The organism is Bacillus sp. BS1807G30, from assembly GCF_040047675.1.
Lineage (GTDB): Bacteria > Bacillota > Bacilli > Bacillales > Bacillaceae > Bacillus > Bacillus altitudinis.
The window spans coordinates 2096775-2118127 of the sequence record NZ_CP157353.1 but is presented as its reverse complement, the minus strand read 5'-3'; the positions used below and the strand labels follow the sequence as shown (position 1 = coordinate 2118127).

At 41.4% G+C, this 21353-nt stretch carries 27 protein-coding genes; 25 read left to right on the top strand and 2 right to left on the bottom strand.

Annotated elements, in window-relative coordinates; genetic code table 11:
• Nucleotides 1–6 precede the first annotated feature (6 nt).
• Nucleotides 7–936: an alpha/beta fold hydrolase gene (locus ABG082_RS10850; RefSeq protein ID WP_144610259.1), complete on the bottom strand. Its 930-nt coding sequence runs from the start codon at nucleotides 934–936 to the stop codon at nucleotides 7–9.
• A 119-nt stretch (nucleotides 937–1055) separates the two neighbouring features.
• On the opposite strand from ABG082_RS10850, the gene ABG082_RS10845 reads away from it, so the two are divergent.
• Both ABG082_RS10845 and ABG082_RS10840 read left to right on the top strand, forming a co-directional pair.
• Nucleotides 1056–1280, top strand: a complete 225-nt coding sequence (locus tag ABG082_RS10845; protein WP_008343840.1) for a YqkE family protein — start codon at nucleotides 1056–1058, stop codon at nucleotides 1278–1280.
• A gap of 300 nt (nucleotides 1281–1580) precedes the next feature.
• Complete coding sequence (locus ABG082_RS10840; protein WP_171465553.1) at nucleotides 1581–1868, top strand: LCI fold-containing protein; 288 nt, start codon at nucleotides 1581–1583, stop codon at nucleotides 1866–1868.
• A 190-nt stretch (nucleotides 1869–2058) separates the two neighbouring features.
• Here the strand turns inward: ABG082_RS10840 and ABG082_RS10835 are convergent, their stop codons facing one another.
• Nucleotides 2059–2985 (bottom strand): aldo/keto reductase, encoded by a 927-nt coding sequence (locus tag ABG082_RS10835; RefSeq protein ID WP_272511681.1) that lies wholly within the window; start codon nucleotides 2983–2985, stop codon nucleotides 2059–2061.
• Nucleotides 2986–3153: 168 nt separating this feature from the next.
• Here ABG082_RS10835 and ABG082_RS10830 point away from each other — a divergent pair, with 168 nt between their 5' ends.
• The 23 genes from ABG082_RS10830 (at nucleotide 3154) to lysA (ending at nucleotide 21314) form a co-directional block, all read left to right on the top strand.
• Nucleotides 3154–3711: an NUDIX hydrolase gene (locus ABG082_RS10830; RefSeq protein WP_272511680.1), complete on the top strand. Its 558-nt coding sequence runs from the start codon at nucleotides 3154–3156 to the stop codon at nucleotides 3709–3711.
• Nucleotides 3708–4889 carry a TIGR00375 family protein gene (locus ABG082_RS10825; RefSeq protein WP_050827375.1) on the top strand — a complete coding sequence of 394 codons (1182 nt, stop codon included), beginning with the start codon at nucleotides 3708–3710 and terminating at the stop codon, nucleotides 4887–4889. The genes ABG082_RS10830 and ABG082_RS10825 overlap by 4 nt, the downstream gene beginning before the upstream one ends.
• Nucleotides 4876–5328 carry a GNAT family N-acetyltransferase gene (locus ABG082_RS10820; RefSeq protein ID WP_272511678.1) on the top strand — a complete coding sequence of 151 codons (453 nt, stop codon included), beginning with the start codon at nucleotides 4876–4878 and terminating at the stop codon, nucleotides 5326–5328. The genes ABG082_RS10825 and ABG082_RS10820 overlap by 14 nt, the downstream gene beginning before the upstream one ends.
• A gap of 267 nt (nucleotides 5329–5595) precedes the next feature.
• Entirely contained in the window at nucleotides 5596–5817 is a 222-nt protein-coding gene (locus ABG082_RS10815; protein WP_008344413.1) for a hypothetical protein, read from the top strand.
• Nucleotides 5818–5928: 111 nt separating this feature from the next.
• The gene (locus tag ABG082_RS10810; RefSeq protein ID WP_019743101.1) at nucleotides 5929–7059 is read left to right on the top strand and encodes a S8 family peptidase; all 1131 of its coding nucleotides are present in this window, start codon (nucleotides 5929–5931) and stop codon (nucleotides 7057–7059) included.
• Nucleotides 7060–7174: 115 nt separating this feature from the next.
• Nucleotides 7175–7819 (top strand): stage II sporulation protein M, encoded by a 645-nt coding sequence (spoIIM, locus tag ABG082_RS10805; protein WP_017367532.1) that lies wholly within the window; start codon nucleotides 7175–7177, stop codon nucleotides 7817–7819.
• Nucleotides 7820–7940: 121 nt separating this feature from the next.
• On the top strand, nucleotides 7941–8393 hold the full coding sequence (fur, locus tag ABG082_RS10800; protein ID WP_003215577.1) for a ferric iron uptake transcriptional regulator: 453 nt from the start codon (nucleotides 7941–7943) through the stop codon (nucleotides 8391–8393).
• A gap of 117 nt (nucleotides 8394–8510) precedes the next feature.
• Nucleotides 8511–8738: a YqzK family protein gene (locus ABG082_RS10795; RefSeq protein ID WP_008344420.1), complete on the top strand. Its 228-nt coding sequence runs from the start codon at nucleotides 8511–8513 to the stop codon at nucleotides 8736–8738.
• 6 nt (nucleotides 8739–8744) lie between these two features.
• Nucleotides 8745–9635: a site-specific tyrosine recombinase XerD gene (xerD, locus tag ABG082_RS10790; RefSeq protein WP_007501057.1), complete on the top strand. Its 891-nt coding sequence runs from the start codon at nucleotides 8745–8747 to the stop codon at nucleotides 9633–9635.
• Between the two features lie 153 nt (nucleotides 9636–9788).
• Nucleotides 9789–10973, top strand: coding sequence for a phosphopentomutase (deoB, locus tag ABG082_RS10785; protein ID WP_008344423.1), 1185 nt, complete (start codon nucleotides 9789–9791; stop codon nucleotides 10971–10973).
• 11 nt (nucleotides 10974–10984) lie between these two features.
• The gene (locus tag ABG082_RS10780) at nucleotides 10985–11797 is read left to right on the top strand and encodes a purine-nucleoside phosphorylase (protein WP_008344425.1); all 813 of its coding nucleotides are present in this window, start codon (nucleotides 10985–10987) and stop codon (nucleotides 11795–11797) included.
• Between the two features lie 111 nt (nucleotides 11798–11908).
• The gene (locus ABG082_RS10775) at nucleotides 11909–13111 is read left to right on the top strand and encodes a D-alanyl-D-alanine carboxypeptidase family protein (protein WP_089374163.1); all 1203 of its coding nucleotides are present in this window, start codon (nucleotides 11909–11911) and stop codon (nucleotides 13109–13111) included.
• A gap of 157 nt (nucleotides 13112–13268) precedes the next feature.
• Nucleotides 13269–13622, top strand: coding sequence for an anti-sigma F factor antagonist (spoIIAA, locus tag ABG082_RS10770; protein ID WP_008344431.1), 354 nt, complete (start codon nucleotides 13269–13271; stop codon nucleotides 13620–13622).
• Nucleotides 13619–14059, top strand: a complete 441-nt coding sequence (gene spoIIAB / locus ABG082_RS10765) for an anti-sigma F factor (protein ID WP_007501052.1) — start codon at nucleotides 13619–13621, stop codon at nucleotides 14057–14059. The genes spoIIAA and spoIIAB overlap by 4 nt, the downstream gene beginning before the upstream one ends.
• Before the next feature lie 12 nt (nucleotides 14060–14071).
• The gene (sigF, locus tag ABG082_RS10760) at nucleotides 14072–14839 is read left to right on the top strand and encodes an RNA polymerase sporulation sigma factor SigF (RefSeq protein WP_007501051.1); all 768 of its coding nucleotides are present in this window, start codon (nucleotides 14072–14074) and stop codon (nucleotides 14837–14839) included.
• Between the two features lie 114 nt (nucleotides 14840–14953).
• Nucleotides 14954–15574, top strand: coding sequence for a stage V sporulation protein AA (locus ABG082_RS10755; RefSeq protein WP_008344433.1), 621 nt, complete (start codon nucleotides 14954–14956; stop codon nucleotides 15572–15574).
• On the top strand, nucleotides 15564–15980 hold the full coding sequence (locus tag ABG082_RS10750) for a stage V sporulation protein AB (protein ID WP_007501049.1): 417 nt from the start codon (nucleotides 15564–15566) through the stop codon (nucleotides 15978–15980). Before ABG082_RS10755 ends, ABG082_RS10750 begins: the two co-directional genes overlap by 11 nt.
• 20 nt (nucleotides 15981–16000) lie before the next feature.
• Nucleotides 16001–16453 carry a stage V sporulation protein AC gene (gene spoVAC / locus ABG082_RS10745; RefSeq protein ID WP_008344436.1) on the top strand — a complete coding sequence of 151 codons (453 nt, stop codon included), beginning with the start codon at nucleotides 16001–16003 and terminating at the stop codon, nucleotides 16451–16453.
• 12 nt (nucleotides 16454–16465) lie between these two features.
• Nucleotides 16466–17482 (top strand): stage V sporulation protein AD, encoded by a 1017-nt coding sequence (gene spoVAD, locus ABG082_RS10740; protein ID WP_008344437.1) that lies wholly within the window; start codon nucleotides 16466–16468, stop codon nucleotides 17480–17482.
• Nucleotides 17482–17832: a stage V sporulation protein AE gene (gene spoVAE, locus ABG082_RS10735; RefSeq protein ID WP_007501045.1), complete on the top strand. Its 351-nt coding sequence runs from the start codon at nucleotides 17482–17484 to the stop codon at nucleotides 17830–17832. Before spoVAD ends, spoVAE begins: the two co-directional genes overlap by 1 nt.
• Before the next feature lie 6 nt (nucleotides 17833–17838).
• A complete protein-coding gene (locus ABG082_RS10730) occupies nucleotides 17839–18447 on the top strand; it encodes a stage V sporulation protein AE (RefSeq protein WP_017367529.1) in 609 nt (202 codons plus the stop codon).
• On the top strand, nucleotides 18401–19873 hold the full coding sequence (locus ABG082_RS10725) for a spore germination protein (protein ID WP_007501043.1): 1473 nt from the start codon (nucleotides 18401–18403) through the stop codon (nucleotides 19871–19873). Before ABG082_RS10730 ends, ABG082_RS10725 begins: the two co-directional genes overlap by 47 nt.
• A gap of 115 nt (nucleotides 19874–19988) precedes the next feature.
• Nucleotides 19989–21314, top strand: a complete 1326-nt coding sequence (lysA, locus tag ABG082_RS10720) for a diaminopimelate decarboxylase (RefSeq protein ID WP_224564600.1) — start codon at nucleotides 19989–19991, stop codon at nucleotides 21312–21314.
• Nucleotides 21315–21353: the final 39 nt, after the last annotated feature.

Here is a 21353-nt window from a genome sequence, read left to right as displayed (position 1 = left end):
GGCTGTTCATTCTCCTCTTTCATTTTGATTGAATTGAAATGCTTCCAGAAATGCTTCGACCTCTTGTTCATAGACTTCCTTATTGTCACTATAAGACATCGCATGCGCACCATGTGGCGCAATAAATAGCCGTTTATCACCCTTTTTGCGTGCGTATAACTGCTCGCTTTGCTCGCAAGGGATATAGTCATCATGGAGGCTATGAATAAAAAGGATAGGTTCTTTCACCTGGTCGATTACATCAAGTGGAGAAACTTGTCGAATGCTGTATCCGTCCCGCCATTTCAACACTTGATCACTTAGTGGAAGAATCCACTGTCCTGAAAGACGAAAATCCGTTTTTAATCGATACAGAAGCTGATCCTCAAAAGAAGCAAAAGGACAATCAGCGATGTAAAAATTGGCGCTTGCATCCGGTTTTGCAGCATATAATAAAGTTGTGACTGCGCCCATCGATTCTCCGTGTATCCCAATGATTGCTTTTTCTCCAAGTCTTTTTCTCAGCCACTTGACGACTTGAGCCAAATCTTCTTTTTCATAATATCCATAGCTCGTTGTTTTTCCGCCGCTCATCCCATGTCTTCTATGATCATAAAGCAGCACATTCCATCCAAGCTTTTGGAATAATTTCATATACTTCACGGAATTGATCAAACTGACGGTAACCCCGTGACAAAGAACGATGGTGCGTGTTGTATGAGGGAGCGGTACAAAATAGCCATGAAGATCATAACCAAATGCTGAAGGAATACAAACTTTCTCTTTTTGAAGCTGTTGAAACTCCTCGTGATGATAGTGCCCTTCATCTGATTCTCGTTTCATGAGCTCTTCATCCGTTAATTTTCGAATATACATCATTTTATTGGTAAAAAAAATGCCGATTGCAGCTAGTGGAAATAATACCAAGGCAAGTATAGCGAGCCATTTCTTCTTCAAGCTGATTCTTCCTTTCCGAAGGGTTTCTATGATGATCATACCACATGTTGGGAGTTTGGCGTGACTCTTGCTGAGCAAATAAAACGGATGATACACTAAAGCAAAAGGAGAGAGGCAAAGTGAAAAAGACCAATCAAGATCAAGCAAAGCTAAAGGACGGCATAAAGGATGATGTGAAACAGCAGCTCCTTCAAATGAAGCAGAATCTGGCCGCCGAGACAGAAAAAAGAGAAGAACAAAAACGACAAGACCTCCTTCGGCAACAGAAAGAAAAAGAAAAAAATAAAAGCTTCTCAGAGCTGCTAGATGAAAGTCATTTAGACTGGAGAAAGTATAAAAGTTAAAAAAGGGAGCTACGATGCTCCCTTTTTTATGTTATATCATTGAGATGAAAACATACTACATGAGCCTGAGAGAAAACACGTCTGACTCCCTCGTATCACTTCATTTCAGAATCGCACCAATAGGATTTTACGTTCAAACCAAAACAAAACGTATTTTATAAACGATAAATCAAAACGAGGAGTATTGATTTATTTAAATTCCTTTTTATCCCAAAAATAGTAGTTAAGACCCTTTTAGGAAAGAGTCATTCCTCTTATAATTAAGGTGTATTACAAAATTTGGGAATGGAGATGATTCACATGAAATTGAGAAGAACAATGACTGGAGTTGCTTTATCTTTAGGCTTGCTTTTACCTATTTCTGGACAAGCTCTTGCTACAAATCATTCAACAGATGCAGATCTGCGTACGAAGGCTACTAAAATTGTAGATTGTTCCGAAACTCCTTTTAAAAAAGAAGCGAATAGATTATGTATGTACTCAGATAATGGTGTTTTTGCAAATAGTTTCAATAATTTTGGTACTACATTTTACTTTAAAGGCAAAGCTGGAAATTATGGATATTATGAAAGTAGCAGCAAAAGTTAATCAGTCAACGGGGGCTTTTAGCCCCTCAGTCTTAGAGGAAATCTTAATTAGCTCGCTGCTGCTGGATGAACGAAACAAAACGTAAGTGGCAAGTTGTTCTCCCATTTGCATGTAGAACATGAAAACGTACATCCATATATACATACGCTAAAAAAAGATCACATGCATGCATGTGATCTCTTTTTGCTTTCTATTGATTCAAACGATGCGTCTCATACACAGACTGTTTTGTGAAATATGACAAAGCTTTTACTTCTTGATCGCTTAATGAACGTGCATTTGCCGCTGCCACATTTTCTTTTAACTGTTTCACCGAGCTTGCGCCAAAAACAACAGAGCTGACTGCAGAATGCTTGAGCAAGTATTGAATGGACAGCTCTGTCAGTGATAGGTCATAAGCGACTTTCTTTAACGAAGGAATGACCTGCTGGAGCTCTTCAAATGAATATTCAAGATACCCATTCTTTTGAATCGCAGCACTTGCTTGCGAAAGGGGTTTTTCAGTTAATAAGCCTTTTGCTAAAGGACCTCTTGCCACGACACTAATGCTTTGTTCTTCAAGAAGAGAAAACCATTCTTCTGGGCGGCGATCGAGTAAACTATATTGCATCATCACACTCACGATGTTTGATTTTTTGGCGTATTCTTTAATGACATTTGGACGGATCGACGATATGCCGTAATAGCGAATGACACCTTCTTCAACCAATTCTTCAAATGCCTCGATGGTTTCGTCAATTGGATCGTCAATTGTGCCGCCATGCAATTGATATAAATCAATATAATCTGTTTGAAGTCGTTTCAGGCTTTGTTTCACTGCCTCTTTTATGTATGCTTTTGAAGGATCCCAGTCCCATCCAGATTTCCCTTTTTCAAAGCGGTTTCCACCTTTTGTGGCCAAAATCAAATCTTGGCGTCTGTTTTTAATGGCTTCCCCGACAATTTCCTCATTTGTTCCAAAATCATATAAATCAGCTGTATCCAAATAGTTAATCCCAAGATCAATGGCTTCATCTAATAAAGAGAGCGCTTTTTCTTTTTCAGTCCCGAGGGACATACATCCTAGTGCCGCCTCACTAACCAAGAGATCAGAGGTGCCAATTCGTCTTTTTTTCAATTCAATCACACTCCTATCCTTTCACATTAAGTGAAACAATTCTGGAATTCAAGCTAGGTGATTTCAAATGGCGCATTGAAGCGGGCATCCGCATTTTGGATCCTCCTAAAACATCTATGTTAAAATGAATGAAGTAAAAAGTGAAAGTAGAACGAGGAGCTGACAAAATTGAAGGACTTTGAAGAAAAAACATTATCGTCAAAAACATTATATAACGGAAAAATCATTGACTTGGTTCTTGAAGATGTAGCATTGCCGAACGGAAAACCAGGCAAACGCGAAATCATTAAACATCCAGGTGCAGTAGCAGTCATTGCACGTACAGACGAGAATAAAATCATTTTGGTCAAGCAATACCGTAAAGCACTGGAGAGATCCATCGTTGAAATTCCGGCTGGAAAATTAGAAAAAGGAGAAGAGCCGGCACATACAGCACTGAGAGAATTAGAAGAAGAAACAGGTTATACAACTCAGGCGCTCCAAAAGCTGACAGCCTTTTATACATCACCAGGGTTTGCGGATGAAATTGTTCATATCTACCTTGCCGATCAGCTGGTCCCGCTTGAAGAAAAACGCGAGTTGGATGAGGATGAATTTGTTGAAGTGATGGAAGTTTCACTAGAAGAAGCGCTGCAACTCATTGAGAAACAACATATTTATGATGCGAAAACAGCCTATGCCATTCAATACTTACAATTGCAAGAGGTACTTAAGTCTACAAAATGAGGGAATTCTTTGCAGATATCCATATTCATATTGGTCGAACAAGAACAGGCAGGGCTGTCAAAATTACAGGTGCAAGGTCACTGACCATTGACCAAATTCTCATTGAAGCGTCTCAAAGTAAAGGGATGGGGATGATTGGTGTGATTGATGCACAATCTCCTGAAGTCCTAGAAGAATTGATAGAAGGTGTAGAGGAAGGCATATACACGGAACTAAGCGATGGCGGGTTATCATTTGGAAAGACCGTTTTGCTTTTAGGCAGTGAGCTAGAAATCAATGATGACCAATCAAAAGGTCCGATTCATGTGCTTGCCTTTATGCCCACGCTTCGTAAAATGTCTGAGTTTTCCGCATGGCTTTCTCTTCATATGAAAAATGTGCATTTGAGTTCACAGCGGTTATATGTGGATGGGAGAACGCTTCAGCATAAGGTGAAGGAACTAGGGGGATTATTTATTCCTGCCCATATTTTTACGCCGCATAAAAGTTTATACGGCAAAGGGGTCAATACGTCTTTAACCGAAGTATTCGATCCAGAACTCATCGATGCTGTTGAGCTTGGCCTTAGCTGTGATACGTCTATGGCCTCCCAGCTAAGTGAGCTAAACCGTTATCCTTTTTTAACAAATTCAGATGCCCATTCTTTAGGGAAAATTGCGCGGGAATATACGAAGATCCGAATGGATCATGCCTCCTTTGCTGAATTTGAGCTAGCGCTTCAAGGAAAAGATGGCAGAAATATCACTGGAAATTATGGGCTCGCTCCGCGGCTCGGAAAGTATTATCATACGACCTGTGAGAAATGCGGGGTAAGACCTGACAGTCAGGATCAAGAAAAGTGCCAAGCATGCGGCCATACCCGAATGACAAAAGGGGTGAGTGAGCGGTTAAAGGAGCTTGCTGACCAAGAAAGTGACAAAGGAATAAGGCCTCCTTATGTTCACCAGCTTCCCCTTCATTTTATTCCGGGTGTTGGAGCCAAAACGTTAGAAAAGTTAAAAGCTGTCTTTCATACAGAGATGAATATTCTTCATCAAGCAACAGAACAAGAATTAAAAGCGGTCCTGCCTGAGAAAACAGCCGATTACATCATCAAAGCAAGAAGAGGTGAAGTTGGACTGATCGCTGGCGGAGGCGGAGTCTACGGTAAGGTGGATATCAATCATGAATCAACTTAAATGGACATGTCACACATTTGAACAACTGTCTAAAGAGGACCTTTACCTGATTTTAATGGAAAGAGTGAATGTGTTTGTTGTAGAACAAACATGTCCTTATCCTGAAATTGATCATCGTGATCAAGAGGCGCTGCATGTAATCGCCAAAGAGAACGGCACGATTGTCGCTTATTGCCGCATTTTCCAAAGCGGGATCATGTACAAAGAGGCGTCCATTGGTCGTGTCCTTGTGACGAAGGCCGGCCGGAAAAAAGGTTACGGGAAGATCCTGCTCGATCAGGCGATAAAAAAGCTCAGTGAATTAGGCGAAACAAAGATTAAAATCCAAGCACAGGCTTATTTGAAATCGTTCTACGAATCGTTTGGCTTCGTAGCTGTCTCAGATTGTTATGATGAGGATGGAATTCCGCATCTTGATATGGTGAGAAAAGAAAGATAGGCGTGTATACATCTATCTCAGCGTGTAGACAAACCCTCGCATTCTTTGTCAGTCCTGCGCTCCGGTGCTCACGAATGTCAAATTCGCTCTGCGCCAGTGCTCGTCCTTCCTAGACTGCAAAGGTTTTCTATCACGCTGAAAAGAAGACAAAAGGCTAAAATCAAGTACATTTTAGCCTTTTGTCAACAATTTGAGATAGGCGTGTATACGTCTATCTTTTTTAGATGCTTTCATGTATCATAACGACAACGAAAGGGGTTTTGCGAAATGGGAAAAAGCAAAGCAAAGAAAAAGAGAGAACACCTTCAAAGGCAGCACAGCCGAAATCCAGAACAATCGAGAGGAAATATGCCGCATTTTAGTACACACGAAAGAAAGACAAAAACAAAACAAGAAGCCTTGCAGCATATGATGAAAAAACATAAAGGCAGGAATGCTTATGATCGCTATGAACAGGATCATAAGCATTTTTATTTTGCTTTTTTGTGACAAGTAGATCAAATAATTGGAAAAATTTTAAAAAATAGGACAAACGGTCGTTTCTTTTTGTCTAAAAATGTAGTTAAATGACAAAAAGAAATGAAAGGGAGAGTGGGTATCGTGAAGGTCAAATCATTTGGAGCAGGGCTTTGTATGGCAAGTATGCTGCTGGCATCGATGACATTCGGCGCATCAGATGTATCTGCAAAGGATCAAGCAAAAAAAGAGTATATGATCGGTTTTTCTTCTTCCGTTCAAGACAAAACACAAAAACAGCTTGTTGAAAAAGCTGGCGGTCATGTGAAAGAATCAATAGAGAAAATAGATATGATGAAAGTTTCATTGAACGAAGCATCAAAAGAAAAACTACATCAAGCAAAAGAAGTTACTTTTATTGAGGAAGACCAAAAAGCGAAAACAAGCGGTCAAAGCGTCCCTTATGGCATTAAAAGCATCAAAGCACAAAAGGTACATAAACGAGGATATGCCGGCCAGAATGTCAAAGTAGCTGTTCTTGACAGTGGAATCGACGGCAAGCATGAAGATTTACATGTAACTGGTGGTGTCAGCTTTGTTCCAACAGAGTCCGATCCGCTTGTTGACCCGCATGAACACGGAACCCATGTTGCGGGCACGATCGCAGCACTAGATAATAAGGTAGGCGTCGTGGGTGTGGCACCAAAAGCTTCGATCTATGCGGTGAAAGTGGCAGATGAAAATGGTGACGGCTATTATAGCTGGATCATTAAAGGCATTGAATGGGCGATTGAGAATGAGATGGATGTCATCAATATTAGTATGGGGGGAGCAAGTGAATCGGAGGCGCTGAAAGAAGCGGTAGATCGAGCATATGACAACGGGATTCTCATTGTCGCATCTGCAGGAAATGCTGGGAGCTACGGGTCACTTAATACGATAGATTACCCGGCCAAATACAGCTCTGTCATGGCAGTCGCATCTGTGGATCAACGAAAGCAAAGAGCCTTTGATTCCTCTGTTGGGGAAGAAGTGGAAGTATCAGCACCAGGCGTTTCAACATTAAGTACCATTCCTCATAACGAATATGGATATAAGAGTGGAACGTCTATGGCATCACCTCATGTAGCTGGTGCTGCGGCAGTCATTCTATCAAAACATCCGAATCTGACAAATGATGAAGTGCGTGAAAGGCTGACAAAAACGGCAACAAAACTTGGCGAACCTTTTTATTATGGCGCTGGGCTTGTGAACGTACAAAAAGCTGCACGATAAAGGAAACGAGAAAGCAGTGTACAGCTGCTTTCTCGTTTTTCTTTTCATAAAACTGTCATGTTTCGTCTGCTCTCTCATAGAATCTAGTAACCTTTACTATTTGGGAGGAAGGCGCATGCGGAAAAAGTCTTGGAAAGAACATCTTCTTCAGCACGTGAAAGATCATTTATCAATTTATTTGTTTGTTTCTGTACTATTTTTAATGGGCGTCATTTTTGGAGCCATTATCGTCAATAGTATGACAATGAGTCAGAAAGAGGATTTATTCTACTATTTAAATCAATTTTTTGGTCAACTGACGAATGAGAAAGCAGCAGAATCAAAAGAAATGTTTTTGCAAAGCTTTTTACATCATATGAAATATTTGGGCCTCATGTGGATACTCGGAATTTCCATCATTGGCCTGCCGCTTATTTTTCTTATGATTTTTTTAAAAGGGATTGTAGTTGGGTTTACTGTCGGTTTTTTGGTCAATCAAATGGGGCTTAGCGGTTTTTTTCTATCTTTTGTCTCGGTGCTTCCTCAAAATATCTTGCTCATTCCAGCGTATTTAGTGATCGGAACTTGTGCGATTGCGTTCTCCATTCGTTTAATTGGTCAGCTTTTTATGAAAAAAACCATCAGTCAAGCGCCAATCCATTGGTTTGGCCGGTATGCTTCTGTTCTACTGATGATTTTAACCCTCGCTGCTCTTTCGTCCTTTTTTGAATCATACTTATCATTCATGCTGATGAAAAAGCTGGCAGGTGTTCTGTTTTGATGATTTTATAATCATTATTAAATAATAATCAATTTATTTATCAATTTAAAATGATTATAGTTGGCTCTCTGCACATCATTTGATATAATGATCAAGTAATGTGGCGTAGGAGGGAAAGTCAATGGAAAATCGGATTGATCGAATTAAGAAACAGCTTCATTCTTCCAGCTATAAGCTCACGCCACAGCGTGAAGCAACAGTAAGAGTACTGCTTGAGAATGAAGAAGACCATTTAAGTGCAGAAGATGTATACCTCCTCGTAAAAGAGAAGTCTCCTGAAATTGGTCTTGCTACTGTTTATCGGACGTTAGAATTGCTTACTGAACTGAAAGTTGTTGATAAAATTAACTTTGGAGACGGCGTTTCGCGATATGATCTTCGCAAAGAAGGAGCCGCTCACTTCCATCACCATCTTGTCTGCATGGAATGCGGGACAGTCGATGAGATAGAAGATGATTTATTAGAAGATGTTGAAGAGATTATTGAACGCGACTGGAAATTTAAAATTAAGGATCATAGATTGACATTCCATGGTATTTGCCACCGGTGTCATGATGATGAATCCGGCAAATAATCCGAATTGGAACCTTTTCATTCAAAATGAAAAGGTTTTTTGCATGTTCGCTGTATATTCCTTGTCCCACCTGGCATATGCTGAAGTAATGAGAACACGAGAAAGGACATGAAGAACATGCGAAAATGGCTCAAAACAACAGGTGAAGTAATGAAAGTATTTATCTTGTTCACTGGTTTTACCGTCTTGTTCTATTATGCTATGATATGGATAAATTCAGAATATGAAAGCTATCATCGTTATGATAAACCAGAAGGTGCAGCGATAAAAGTGATGGAAATGGATCAGCCGAAACAAGACAGCTGGCAGGATCGATTGATTTATTTTTATCAAAACGGGGAGTAGAAACCATTGAAGGATCAATTATCCGACTTTATTCATTTTATGACAGTAGAGAGAGGACTCTCTGAAAATACCATTGTCTCTTATAAAAGAGATTTACAGAACTATTTGTCTTTTTTAATGACGCATGAACAATTGACAGATGTAAAAGACGTCACACGCCTTCATATTATTCATTATTTAAAACAGTTAAAAGACGAGGGGAAATCGAGTAAAACGTCCGTCCGTCATCTATCATCGATACGCTCCTTTCATCAATTTTTGCTCCGTGAAAAAGTGACAACAGATGACCCGTCATGGAACATTGAATCACAAAAAACAGAGCGGAAATTACCGAAAGTTCTATCATTAGATGAGGTAGAAAAGCTGCTCGATACACCTAAGCAGCAAACACCATTTGACTACCGTGACAAAGCCATGCTCGAACTTTTATATGCAACAGGTATTCGCGTAAGTGAAATGCTTGATCTGACTCTTGCAGATGTGCATCTGACCATGGGGTTTATCCGCTGTTTTGGAAAAGGAAGAAAAGAGCGGATCGTGCCTATTGGTGAAGCTGCTGCAAGTGCGATTGAAGTGTATATAGAAAAAGGAAGAAACAAGCTGCTCAAAAAACAGCCGGCCGATGCCTTATTTCTGAATCATCACGGAAAAAAAATGTCGCGGCAGGGCTTTTGGAAGAACTTAAAGAAACGAGCCATAGAAGCAGGTATTCAAAAAGAATTGACGCCTCATACGCTCAGACATTCATTTGCGACACATTTGCTTGAAAACGGTGCGGATCTTAGAGCCGTACAGGAAATGCTCGGACATGCCGATATTTCTACTACACAAATTTACACACATGTCACAAAAACAAGATTAAAAGACGTGTATCACAAATTCCATCCAAGGGCATAAGTAAAGCATGGCACGGTGAACGTGTATCATGCTTTTTTATGTTTGGACCGTTTATGGTTGTCAATTGACTTGAAAACGGTTTATACTTGAGATGTCTGACCTCTCCAGTTGTGAAAGGTGAAAGGACAAGAATATTGAAGGAGGCGCTTTTTTATGCCTGATTATCAGTATAAACGTATTTTCCTCATTGTGATGGATTCAGTAGGAATCGGGGAAGCACCTGATGCTGCTGAATTTAATGATGTAGGTGCAGATACACTTGGACATATTGCTGAAAAAATGAACGGGCTTCATATGCCGAATATGGCGAAGCTTGGGCTAAGTCATATTAAAGAAATTAAAGGAATTCCAGCGGACGAAAAACCGCTTGCGTATTATGGAAAAATGCAAGAAGCATCCAACGGGAAAGACACAATGACAGGGCATTGGGAAATTATGGGTCTTTACATCGACACACCATTTAAAGTCTTTCCAGACGGCTTTCCAGATGAACTGTTAAATGAATTAAAAGAAAAAACAGGGCGTGGCATCATTGGAAATAAACCAGCGTCTGGTACAGAAATTCTTGATGAGCTTGGCGAAGAGCATATGAAAACAGGCGATTTAATCGTTTATACTTCAGCAGATTCTGTGCTGCAAATTGCTGCACACGAAGAAGTTGTGCCATTAGACGAACTTTACCGCATTTGCGAAATCGCACGTGAACTGACTTTAGATGAAAAATATATGGTAGGGCGCATCATCGCTCGTCCATTTGTCGGGGAGCCGGGGGCATTTGTTAGAACACCAAATCGTCATGACTATGCATTAAAACCATTCGACCGTACCGTCATGAATGAATTGAAAGATGATGGACTAGATGTCATTGCGATCGGAAAAATCTCTGATATTTATGATGGAGAAGGAATCACCTCTTCACTCAGAACGAAATCCAACATGGATGGAATGGACAAGCTAGTTGAGACGCTGAAATCAGACTTTACTGGGCTGAGCTTCTTAAATCTGGTCGATTTTGACGCGCTTTATGGACATAGAAGAGATCCAGAAGGCTACGGTAAGGCACTAGAGGAATTTGACGCACGTCTACCTGAAGTGTTTGATCTATTAAAAGAGGATGATCTGCTTGTGATCACAGCAGATCACGGAAATGACCCGGTTCATCACGGAACAGATCATACAAGAGAATACGTTCCGCTTATTGCTTACAGCAAAAAGCATCAAGAAGCGAATGAGCTACCAACAGCGAAAACATTTGCTGATCTTGGGGCAACGGTAGCAGATAATTTTAAATCAACGCTGCCAAAATACGGAACAAGCTTTTTATCTAAACTCAAATAGGGGGAAATCACGTGGGAGCACAGTTTTCAGAAGCGGCGGCATATATTAAACAAGCATCGACATATGTACCAACAGTTGGATTGATTTTAGGTTCAGGTCTTGGCATTTTAGCCGATGAGATTGAAAATCCAATCAAATTGAAATATGAAGATATTCCTGGATTCCCTGTTTCAACAGTAGAAGGGCATGCAGGCCAGCTCGTCATTGGAACGCTGAAAGGCACGGTCGTTTGTGCCATGCAAGGACGTTTCCATTACTATGAAGGGTATGATATGAAGCAGGTGACATTTCCTGTCCGTGTAATGAAAGAAATCGGCATTGAAACATGTATTGTGACAAATGCAGCGGGCGGTGTGAATACGTCCTTCCATCCTGGCGATCTTATGTTGATTACAGATCATATCAATATGATGGGGACCAATCCGTTAATTGGACCAAACGACAGTCAAGGGGTTCGTTTCCCTGATATGTCTGCACCGTATGATAAAGATTTGCTGGCACTTGCAGAGAAAACGGCTAAACATTTAGGCATATCTGTGCAGCAAGGGGTTTACGCAGGAATGACTGGCCCTTCATATGAAACACCGGCAGAGGTTCGTTTCCTCAGAACGCTTGGCGCTGATGCAGTCGGTATGTCGACTGTGCCAGAAGTGATTGTAGCACGTCATGCAGGCATAAAAGTACTTGGTATTTCATGCATCTCTAATGCGGCTTCAGGTATTTTAGATCAGCCGCTTTCTCATGATGAAGTGATCGAAGTGACGGAAAAAGTGAAAGCAAGTTTCCTTGATTTAGTGAAAGATGTTGTCAAACAACTCTCATAGATCGTGTGAAAAAGCCTTCTGTTCATGAAACAGAGGGCTTTTTTTTATGGCAATCAAACGATCTCTGAATAAAACAGCCTTTATGAGGAAAAAATAGAAAGGATTACGATAATGGAGGTCTGCCACTTGAAACGTCATATATGTGCATTGTTTACTTTAATGATCCTTATCTCAATGGTTTCACCATCAGCGATGGCAAAAGAAAAGATTGAAAAGCCAGGAGAAAAACAAACATCAGAATTGGCGCATGAAGCCAAATCAGCGATTTTAATGGAACGTGACACGGGAAAAGTGCTTTACAACAAAAACAGTGATGAAAAGCTTGCCCCTGCAAGTATGACCAAAATCATGACGATGCTTCTCATCATGGAAGCGATGGATCAAGGAAAATTAAAAATGACTGATAAAGTAAGAACGAGCGATCATGCAGCATCTATGGGGGGCTCACAAATTTTCCTTGAACCGGGAGAAGAAATGACGGTTAAAGACATGCTAAAAGGCATTGCGATTGCGTCAGGAAACGATGCTTCAGTTGCCATGGCAGAACATATTGCTGGATCTGAAGAACAGTTTGTTGAGCAAATGAACAAAAAGGCAAAAGAGCTAGGGCTCACCTCAACGGTCTTTCAAAATCCAACAGGACTTCCTGAAAAAGATCATTACAGCACGGCTCATGATATGGCAAAAATGGCAAAAGAGCTGTTGAAATATGAAGAGATCACCAAGTTCACAGGTGTATACGAAGACTATCTTCGTCAGAACACGGATAAAAAATTCTGGCTTGTGAATACAAACCGTCTCATTAAATTTTATCCAGGTGTGGATGGGGTGAAAACAGGGTTTACAGGCGAGGCGAAATACTGTCTAACTGCATCCGCTAAAAAAGGGAACATGCGCGTGATTGCTGTTGTATTCGGCGCAAGTACACCAAAAGACAGAAATGCCCAAGTCGTCAAAATGCTGGATTACGCTTTTAGTCAATATACAACGCATCCTCTGTACAAGCGTGGTCAAGACGTAGCAGAGATCAAAGTGAGCAAAGGGAAAAAGAAAAAAATTCAGCTTGTCACGTCTGAACCGATTTCTCTTCTAACGAAAAAAGGTGAAAATGTCGATCAGATCAAAAAAGAAATTAAATTATCTCAAGATGTCACAGCCCCATTTTCAAAAGGAACGAAGCTTGGCACCATCATCTTGAAAAAAGATGGAAAAGTGCTTCATGAAAGTCCTGTTGAAGCGAAAGAAGATATGGAAAAAGCCGGTGTTTGGACGTTCTTCAAACGGGCTATGGCCGAATTTGTTAAATGGAAGTAAAAGGTGAAAGACTGCTGCAACTGGCAGTCTTTTTTGCTATGAACGAAAAGAACATCTAAATGTGACGAATGATCACTAGTTTTGTCATGGTGAAGGATTTGCATGTGAAGAAAGAGAAACATTCTTTATCCGAAAATAGAGCAAGGAGGAAGAAAAGATGAGCCTTGGTATTGATTTTCAAATAAAAGAGAGCGTACTTTGCATTCGGTTGACAGGGGAGCTTGATCATCACTCCGCAGAGACATTGAGACAAAAGGTGACGAATTATTTGGAAACAGAGGACATTCGCCACATCGTGCTGAATTTAGCTGATTTATCGTTTATGGACAGCTCTGGGCTCGGAGTAATTTTAGGAAGATACAAAGAAATTAAACAGCTTGGCGGTGAAATGGTCGTCTGTGCGATCTCGCCAGCAGTGAACCGTTTATTTGATATGTCCGGCTTGTTTAAAATTATTCGTATGGAGCCTTCAGAGCAAACTGCGCTGCAAACATTGGGGGTGGCATCATGACAAATGAAATGAATCTGACTTTTTCTGCTTTAAGTCAAAACGAATCCTTTGCGAGAGTAACGGTGGCAGCATTCATCGCTCAGCTCGATCCAACATTAGATGAGCTAACAGAAATCAAAACCGTTGTATCAGAGGCGGTCACGAACTCGATCATTCACGGGTATGACGGGAATCCAGACGGCAAGGTGCACATTAGCGTCACACTGGATGACCATATTGTGTATCTGACGATTCGAGACGAAGGCATGGGCATTTCAGATCTTGAGGAAGCAAGGCAGCCGCTTTTTACGACGAAACCAGACTTAGAGCGTTCCGGGATGGGTTTTACGATCATGGAGAACTTTATGGATGATGTCATGGTGGACTCATCTCCAGAAATGGGCACAACGATCCGCTTAACAAAGCATCTATCAAAAAGCAAAGCGCTTTGTAATTAAGGAGCTGCTCATATGGATGTGGAGGTAAAAAAGCAAGCAAAAAAAGCACAGCTGTCTAATGATGAAGTGAAACAGCTCATCAAAAAAAGCCAAGACGGAGATCAACAAGCAAGAGACCTCCTCGTAGAAAAAAACATGCGTCTTGTTTGGTCCGTTGTTCAGCGCTTTTTAAATAGAGGATATGAACCAGATGATCTGTTCCAAATAGGCTGTATTGGCCTGCTGAAATCTGTTGATAAATTTGATTTGTCTTATGATGTGAAGTTTTCGACCTATGCCGTTCCAATGATCATTGGTGAAATTCAGCGTTTCATTCGTGATGATGGAACCGTCAAAGTCAGCAGGTCCTTAAAGGAACTTGGAAATAAAATTAGGCGGGCAAGGGACGAATTGTCTAAATCTCATGGACGAATGCCGACTGTTCAGGAAATCGCTGAATATCTGGACATCACACCTGAGGATGTCGTCCTCGCTCAAGAAGCGGTCCGCTCACCATCATCTATTCATGAAACCGTGTATGAAAATGACGGCGATCCGATTACGTTGCTCGATCAAATTGCCGATCATTCAGAAGAAAGATGGTTTGATAAAATTGCGCTGAAAGAGGCGATTAAAGAATTAGAAGAGCGCGAGAAACTGATTGTCTATTTAAGGTATTATAAAGACCAAACACAATCAGAAGTAGCAGAAAGACTCGGAATTTCCCAAGTGCAAGTCTCACGGCTTGAAAAGAAGATTTTAAAACAAATCCAAATGCAAATGGATCAAAAAGACAGCTAGCCAATTCGGCTGGCTTTTTTTGTGTGGTAATTACCGGTAAATCAAGTTCTTTCAGTATGAGAACCATTTTTCACCACATACTATTTTTAACCCATCGTATAGGAAGTGACTTGGATGGACGGACAAATCTTTATTCGGCTGCGCCATCGGATTAAGACTGGTAATGATCAGCTTATTTATTTAGAGGATATTGCCCAAATCACTGGAGATGACAGTGCTGTGCAAAAGTTGAGCAAAATGCCGATATACCATGTCAGCAAAAAGGATCGTCACATCGTTGTGTTAGATATCATGCATGTGGTCAAAACGATCAAAAAAGCGTGGCCTGACATCGACATTCAAACGGTCGGAGGCTCAGAAGCCATTGTTGAAATAGACACAGGCAAACGCCAGCTGTCCCCCGTATTATTCGTGTTTGTATGGCTCCTCTTATTTGTCGGAGCGGCCCTTGCCATCATGAATTTCCATGAGGATGTTAGTATGCGGCTTGTTCATATCCGCCTTTACGAGATGATTACTGGAAACACGGTTGAGCATCCTTATTTATTACAAATTCCATATAGCTTTGGACTCGGTTTTGGCATGATTTTATTTTTCAATCATGTGTTTAAAAAGCGTTTAAACGAAGAGCCAAGTCCGCTTGAAGTGGAAATGTTTAAATATCAGCTCGATCTTGATCATTATGTCGCACTCAATGAAAACAAAGAAACATTGAAAGATATTCATGATCGGTAAATGGCTTTTTGTGGTGCTTGTTGGGCTCGGCGGCGGTTTAACGGTAGGGGCAGGATTTGTGGCGTTTCTCACAGTGCTTGGTATTATCCCTCGATTAATGCAATTAACGAAAACGCAGCGTTTCATTCAAGGATATGAGGCTGCCGTGATAAGTGGAGCGGTCGTTGGCGGCTGGGCTACTTTAAGTCAAGTCCATTTGCATTTATCCAAATGGCTAGCGCTTCCGATCGGTCTTTTATCTGGCATTTTTGTCGGCATGCTTGCAGCCGCACTCACTGAAGTGTTAAATGTACTTCCTATCTTAACGAAAAGAATTGGAATGGACGGGAAAATTGTGCTGCTGCTCATGGCCATCGTCTTAGGGAAGGTGTTTGGCTCGTTATTTCATTGGCTTATTTATATTTAAAAATGTGGAGGGAACAACAAGTGTCAAGTTTAAAAGAGAACTATCCATCTAAAGTGAAAACGTATCAGCCGAAACCTCCTTATGTACTAAACTGCATCAAGGCTTTTCTTGTCGGCGGTTTGATTTGTGCGATAGGCGAGGGATTGCAAAATTTCTATATTACCTTTTTCGATTTTAATGAAAAGACAGCAGGGAATCCAACGGTGGCAACCCTTATTTTAATTTCTTCTATTTTAACTGGTATTGGTATTTACGATAGAATCGGCCAGTTTGCTGGAGCGGGATCAGCTGTACCGGTGACAGGATTTGCAAACAGTATGACAAGTGCGGCTCTTGAGCATAAAAGTGAAGGGCTTGTGTTAGGTGTAGCGACCAACATGTTTAAACTGGCTGGGAACGTCATTGTGTTTGGTGTCGTCTCGGCATATGTCGTAGGGATTATTCGATACGTCTTGGAAAAGATGTTTTCGTAGGAGGAATAAAACGTGAAACTAACAGGTAAGCAATCTTGGGTATTTGAACACAAGCTTTATGTGAATGCGGAAGGAACAGCTGCAGGACCGAAAGAAAAAGAAGGCCCAATCGGTCATCTCATTGATAAAACTTATGATGAAATGCACTGTTATCAAAAGAACTGGGAAATGGCTGAAAGGCAGCTCATGGATGATGCCATATCAATGGCCTTATCAAAAGCGAATTTGCAAAAAAGTGATATTGACCTTTTGCTGGCAGGAGATTTACTGAACCAAAACGTGACAGCCAACTATGTGGCAAGAGAACTCAAAATCCCGTTTCTTTGTTTATTTGGTGCCTGCTCCACATCTATGGAATCAGTCGCCATTGCCTCAGCGCTAGTAGATGGTGGCTTTGCCAATAGAGCACTTGCTGCGACAAGCAGTCACAATGCGACAGCAGAGCGGCAATTTCGTAATCCAACAGAATATGGCGGGCAAAAACCCGATACAGCAACAAGTACAGTGACAGGGAGCGGTGCTGTCGTCATCAGCCAAGAACCTTCCCAAATTCAAATTACAAGTGCCACCGTCGGACGGGTGATGGATCTTGGGATTACAGATCCATTCGATATGGGTTCGGCTATGGCGCCTGCAGCGGCAGACACAATCAAACAACATTTAGAAGACTTAGGAAGAACAGTAGATGATTATGATCTCATCTTAACAGGAGATCTATCTGGAATTGGATCGCCTATTTTAAAGGATCTTCTCAAAGAAGATGGCATTCAGCTTGGACGGAAGCATGATGATTGCGGATTAATCATATACACACCTGATCAAAATGTATTCGCTGGAGGCAGCGGCTGTGCCTGCTCAGCTGTCGTGACATTCAGTCACATCTTTCAAGAAATGAAAGCAGGGAATTTGCAAAGAGTATTGGTTGTGGCAACCGGGGCGCTTCTCAGCCCAATGATGGTTCAGCAAAAAGAGACCATTCCAACCATTGCGCACGGAGTTGTATTTGAGCGTGCAGGAGGAGAAAGCTAATGGATTATTTGATTGCTTTTGTTGCAGGCGGACTGATTTGCGTGATCGGCCAGCTTTTACTTGATGTACTGAAACTCACACCGGCACATGTCATGACCACCTTTGTTGTGGCGGGGACGATTTTAGACGGGTTTGGTATTTATGATAAATTTATTGAATTTGCAGGAGCGGGTGCTACCGTGCCTATCGTAAGCTTTGGTCATAGCTTGCTTCATGGGGCGATGCATCAGGCTGATGTCCACGGATTTATTGGAATCGGAATTGGGATTTTTGAGTTAACCTCTGCTGGAATATCAGCTGCGATTTTATTTTCATTTATCATTGCACTTATCTTTAAACCGAAAGGATAACCTAATATGGGGCAAAGACGCAAAGTCATTTTAGTGACAGACGGAGATATATATGCTGCCAAAACGATTGAGCTTGTCGCAAAGAAAGTCGGCGGAAGATGTATTTCCAGCTCAAAAGGGAATCCGAGCAAACGAACAGGACCAGAACTGGTCCAGATGATTTTGAAAACGCCATATGACCCAGTGTTTGTCATGTTTGATGATTCTGGTCTAACAGGTGAAGGAACAGGGGAAACGGCCATGAAGCACGTAGCACGTCACCCTGAAATTGAAGTGATTGGCGCCATTGCAGTCGCATCTAAAACGCATCAAGCGGAATGGACAAAGGTACATGTCTCCATTGACCGGGAAGGTGAACTGACAGAATACGGCGTTGACAAACATGGACTTCCAGAAATGGAACCACACAAAATGAGTGGAGATACAGTGTATTGTCTCGATTCACTACAGCTTCCGATTGTTGTCGGCATTGGAGATATTGGCAAGATGGGACGGAAAGATGATCTAAGCAAAGGGTCCCCCATTACAATGAAGGCAGTCGAATTAATTTTAGAAAGGAGCGGTTTCCATGAAGAAAGACAAGGTGCATGTGTACCGAGATCCAAAGAAAAATGAAGATTTTTTCAAAGACAATGTCGGGATGGGTCTCAGCTTTGACCTTGGCGTTCGGAAAATTTATGTCCATGATCAGGAAATCCAGCTTTACTATGTAAATGGATTATGTGATACACAATATGTGATCTATTTATTAAAAGAACTGATTGAAATCAATGACAACGAACCTGAATCAGATGATCTTGCACGTGTGGTAGAAAACCGTCTTGTCAATCAGCAAGTCTCAAAAGTTGAAACGCTTGATGAAGCAGTGGATCAAGTGCTGTCTGGACTTGTGGCAGTCGTTGTCGAAGGTGAAAATTACGCATTTATTATTGATGTCAGGAGCTACCCTGGCAGAATGCCGGAGGAACCGGATACAGAAAAGGTTGTCAGAGGTGCAAGAGACGGCTTTGTTGAAAACATCATTGTGAACACAGCACTCATTCGCAGAAGAGTGCGGGATGAAAAACTGCGATACAAAATGCTTAAAGTAGGCGAGCGCTCTAAAGCAGACGTCTGTGTTTGTTATATTGAAGACATTGCTGACCCTGATCTTGTTGATATTATCGAAAAAGAAGTGTCTGGGATCAAAGTTGACGGACTGACGATGTCTGATAAAACAATAGAAGAATTTATCATTAAGCAAGGATATAATCCCTTCCCGCTTGTGCGATACACCGAGCGCCCAGATGTAGCCGCTAACCATATATTAGAAGGGCATGTCATCATCATTACGGATACATCCCCTAGTGTCATCATTACACCAACCACTATTTTTCATCACGTTCAACATGCTGAAGAATACCGCCAGGCGCCAGCGGTTGGGACTTTTTTAAGATGGGTGCGTTTTTTAGGCATCTTATGTTCTACTTTTCTTTTGCCGATCTGGTTTCTTTTTATTCTAGAACCGAATCTTCTGCCAGACAATCTAAGCTATATTGGATTTAACAAACCCTCCCATATCCCTGTCATTCTCCAAGTATTCCTTGCTGATTTTGGGGTGGAATTTTTACGAATGGCGGCGATTCATACGCCGACCGCCTTGTCGACTGCCATGGGCTTGATTGCAGCCGTTTTAATTGGACAAATTGCAATTGATGTCGGTTTATTTACACCAGAGGTCATATTATACGTCTCGCTAGCAGCCATCGGCACATTCACCACTCCAAGTTATGAACTGAGTGTCGCTAATAAAATCATCCGGCTGATCATATTAGCACTAGTAGCGATCTTTAAGCTGAATGGATTGATCATCGGTTTTACGCTGTTACTTATTTATTTAACATCCATTCGTTCCTTACAGACACCTTATATGTGGCCGTTCATTCCTTTTAATGGAAAGGCTTTGTGGCAAGTGCTCATTCGGACGTCTGTTCCTGGCTCAAAAGTAAGGCCAAGCATCGTTCACCCTCAGAACAGATCAAAAATTCCGCCAAATTCTTAACGCTCGTTGAAAGTGGCTGAAGATTGTGATATTGTATTTTTAACTTTGAGAAACGGCAAAAGGCAGCTTGTGCAGCTGTCTTTTTTCAGCCGAGGCGGAGAAAGAGGGAATGACATTGTATTTACACGGCACTTGCAGACAAAATGAACTCGGACATTTAGAAATTGGTGGTGTTGATGCCGTTTCTTTAGCTGAAACGTATGGGACACCACTTTATGTATATGATGTGGCTTTAATACGGGAGCGTGCAAAAAGCTTTCAGAAAGCATTTATTGAAGAAGAACTAAAAGCTCAGGTGGCATATGCGAGTAAGGCGTTTTCTTCTATTGCCATGTTCCAGCTGGCAAAAGAAGAAGGCTTATCACTTGATGTCGTTTCAGGCGGGGAGCTGCACACAGCCATTTGTGCCGGGTTTCCAGTAGAAAAAATTCATTTCCATGGTAACAACAAAAGCAGAGAAGAATTAAAGATGGCACTAGAGCACGGAATTGGCTGTATTGTCGTTGATAATTTCTATGAAATGACGCTCATTGAACAGCTTGGTCAAGAGCTGTCAAAACAGGTGAAAGTACTACTCCGCATCACGCCGGGCGTTGAAGCACATACGCATGACTATATTACAACAGGTCAAGAAGATTCAAAATTCGGTTTTGATCTTCATAATGGACAAGCAGACGAAGCGGTCAAACAAGTGCTTAAATCAGAAGTGATCGAGCTCTTAGGTGTTCATTGTCATATCGGCTCACAAATTTTTGATACAGCTGGTTTTGTCCTTGCGGCAGATAAGATTTTCTTGAAGCTAGATGAATGGAGAGAATCATTTGGATTTATTTCCACAGTGCTGAACTTAGGCGGAGGCTTTGGCATCCGTTATACAGAAGAGGACGAACCACTTCCAGCAACTGAATACGTGGAGAAAATTATTCAAGCGGTGAAAGAAAATGTAGCCCGCTATGAGTTTAAGATGCCTGAAATTTGGATTGAGCCAGGTCGCTCCCTTGTTGGAGATGCGGGAACCACTCTTTATACGATCGGCTCATCCAAACATGTACCTGGCATTCGCGATTATGTAGCCATTGACGGCGGAATGAGTGATAACATTCGACCTGCTTTATATCAAGCAAAATATGAAGCAGCGAGCGCCAATAAAATGAGCCAAACGCATGATCAAACTGTGTCCATTGCAGGGAAATGCTGCGAGAGTGGAGATATGCTCATTTGGGATATTGATCTGCCAGAGTTATCACAGGGAGACTTATTAGCTGTCTTTTGTACAGGAGCTTATGGCTACAGCATGTCAAACAACTATAACCGCATCCCGCGCCCGGCTGTAGTATTTGTAGAAGATGGGGAAGCGCAGCTTGTCGTTGAGCGTGAGACATATGAGGACATTGTCAAATTGGATTTACCTTATCAATCAAAAGTGAAATCATCGACTTAAAAAAAGCTGCCTGATCATCAGGCAGCTTTTTCTATGACA

Excerpts from the sequence above, each read along its gene's own strand:
- spoIIAB (WP_007501052.1), top strand. The coding sequence starts at position 13,619 with ATGACAAATGAAATGAATCTGACTTTTTCTGCTTTAAGTCAAAACGAA.
- ABG082_RS10750 (WP_007501049.1), top strand. The coding sequence starts at position 15,564 with ATGATCGGTAAATGGCTTTTTGTGGTGCTTGTTGGGCTCGGCGGCGGT.
- ABG082_RS10730 (WP_017367529.1), top strand. The coding sequence starts at position 17,839 with ATGGGGCAAAGACGCAAAGTCATTTTAGTGACAGACGGAGATATATAT.
- ABG082_RS10795 (WP_008344420.1), top strand. The coding sequence starts at position 8,511 with ATGCGAAAATGGCTCAAAACAACAGGTGAAGTAATGAAAGTATTTATC.
- sigF (WP_007501051.1), top strand. The coding sequence starts at position 14,072 with ATGGATGTGGAGGTAAAAAAGCAAGCAAAAAAAGCACAGCTGTCTAAT.
- spoIIM (WP_017367532.1), top strand. The coding sequence starts at position 7,175 with ATGCGGAAAAAGTCTTGGAAAGAACATCTTCTTCAGCACGTGAAAGAT.
- ABG082_RS10820 (WP_272511678.1), top strand. The coding sequence starts at position 4,876 with ATGAATCAACTTAAATGGACATGTCACACATTTGAACAACTGTCTAAA.
- ABG082_RS10840 (WP_171465553.1), top strand. The coding sequence starts at position 1,581 with ATGAAATTGAGAAGAACAATGACTGGAGTTGCTTTATCTTTAGGCTTG.
- ABG082_RS10725 (WP_007501043.1), top strand. The coding sequence starts at position 18,401 with ATGAAGAAAGACAAGGTGCATGTGTACCGAGATCCAAAGAAAAATGAA.
- spoVAE (WP_007501045.1), top strand. The coding sequence starts at position 17,482 with ATGGATTATTTGATTGCTTTTGTTGCAGGCGGACTGATTTGCGTGATC.
- ABG082_RS10815 (WP_008344413.1), top strand. The coding sequence starts at position 5,596 with ATGGGAAAAAGCAAAGCAAAGAAAAAGAGAGAACACCTTCAAAGGCAG.
- deoB (WP_008344423.1), top strand. The coding sequence starts at position 9,789 with ATGCCTGATTATCAGTATAAACGTATTTTCCTCATTGTGATGGATTCA.
- fur (WP_003215577.1), top strand. The coding sequence starts at position 7,941 with ATGGAAAATCGGATTGATCGAATTAAGAAACAGCTTCATTCTTCCAGC.
- ABG082_RS10825 (WP_050827375.1), top strand. The coding sequence starts at position 3,708 with ATGAGGGAATTCTTTGCAGATATCCATATTCATATTGGTCGAACAAGA.
- spoIIAA (WP_008344431.1), top strand. The coding sequence starts at position 13,269 with ATGAGCCTTGGTATTGATTTTCAAATAAAAGAGAGCGTACTTTGCATT.
- ABG082_RS10755 (WP_008344433.1), top strand. The coding sequence starts at position 14,954 with ATGGACGGACAAATCTTTATTCGGCTGCGCCATCGGATTAAGACTGGT.
- ABG082_RS10775 (WP_089374163.1), top strand. The coding sequence starts at position 11,909 with ATGGAGGTCTGCCACTTGAAACGTCATATATGTGCATTGTTTACTTTA.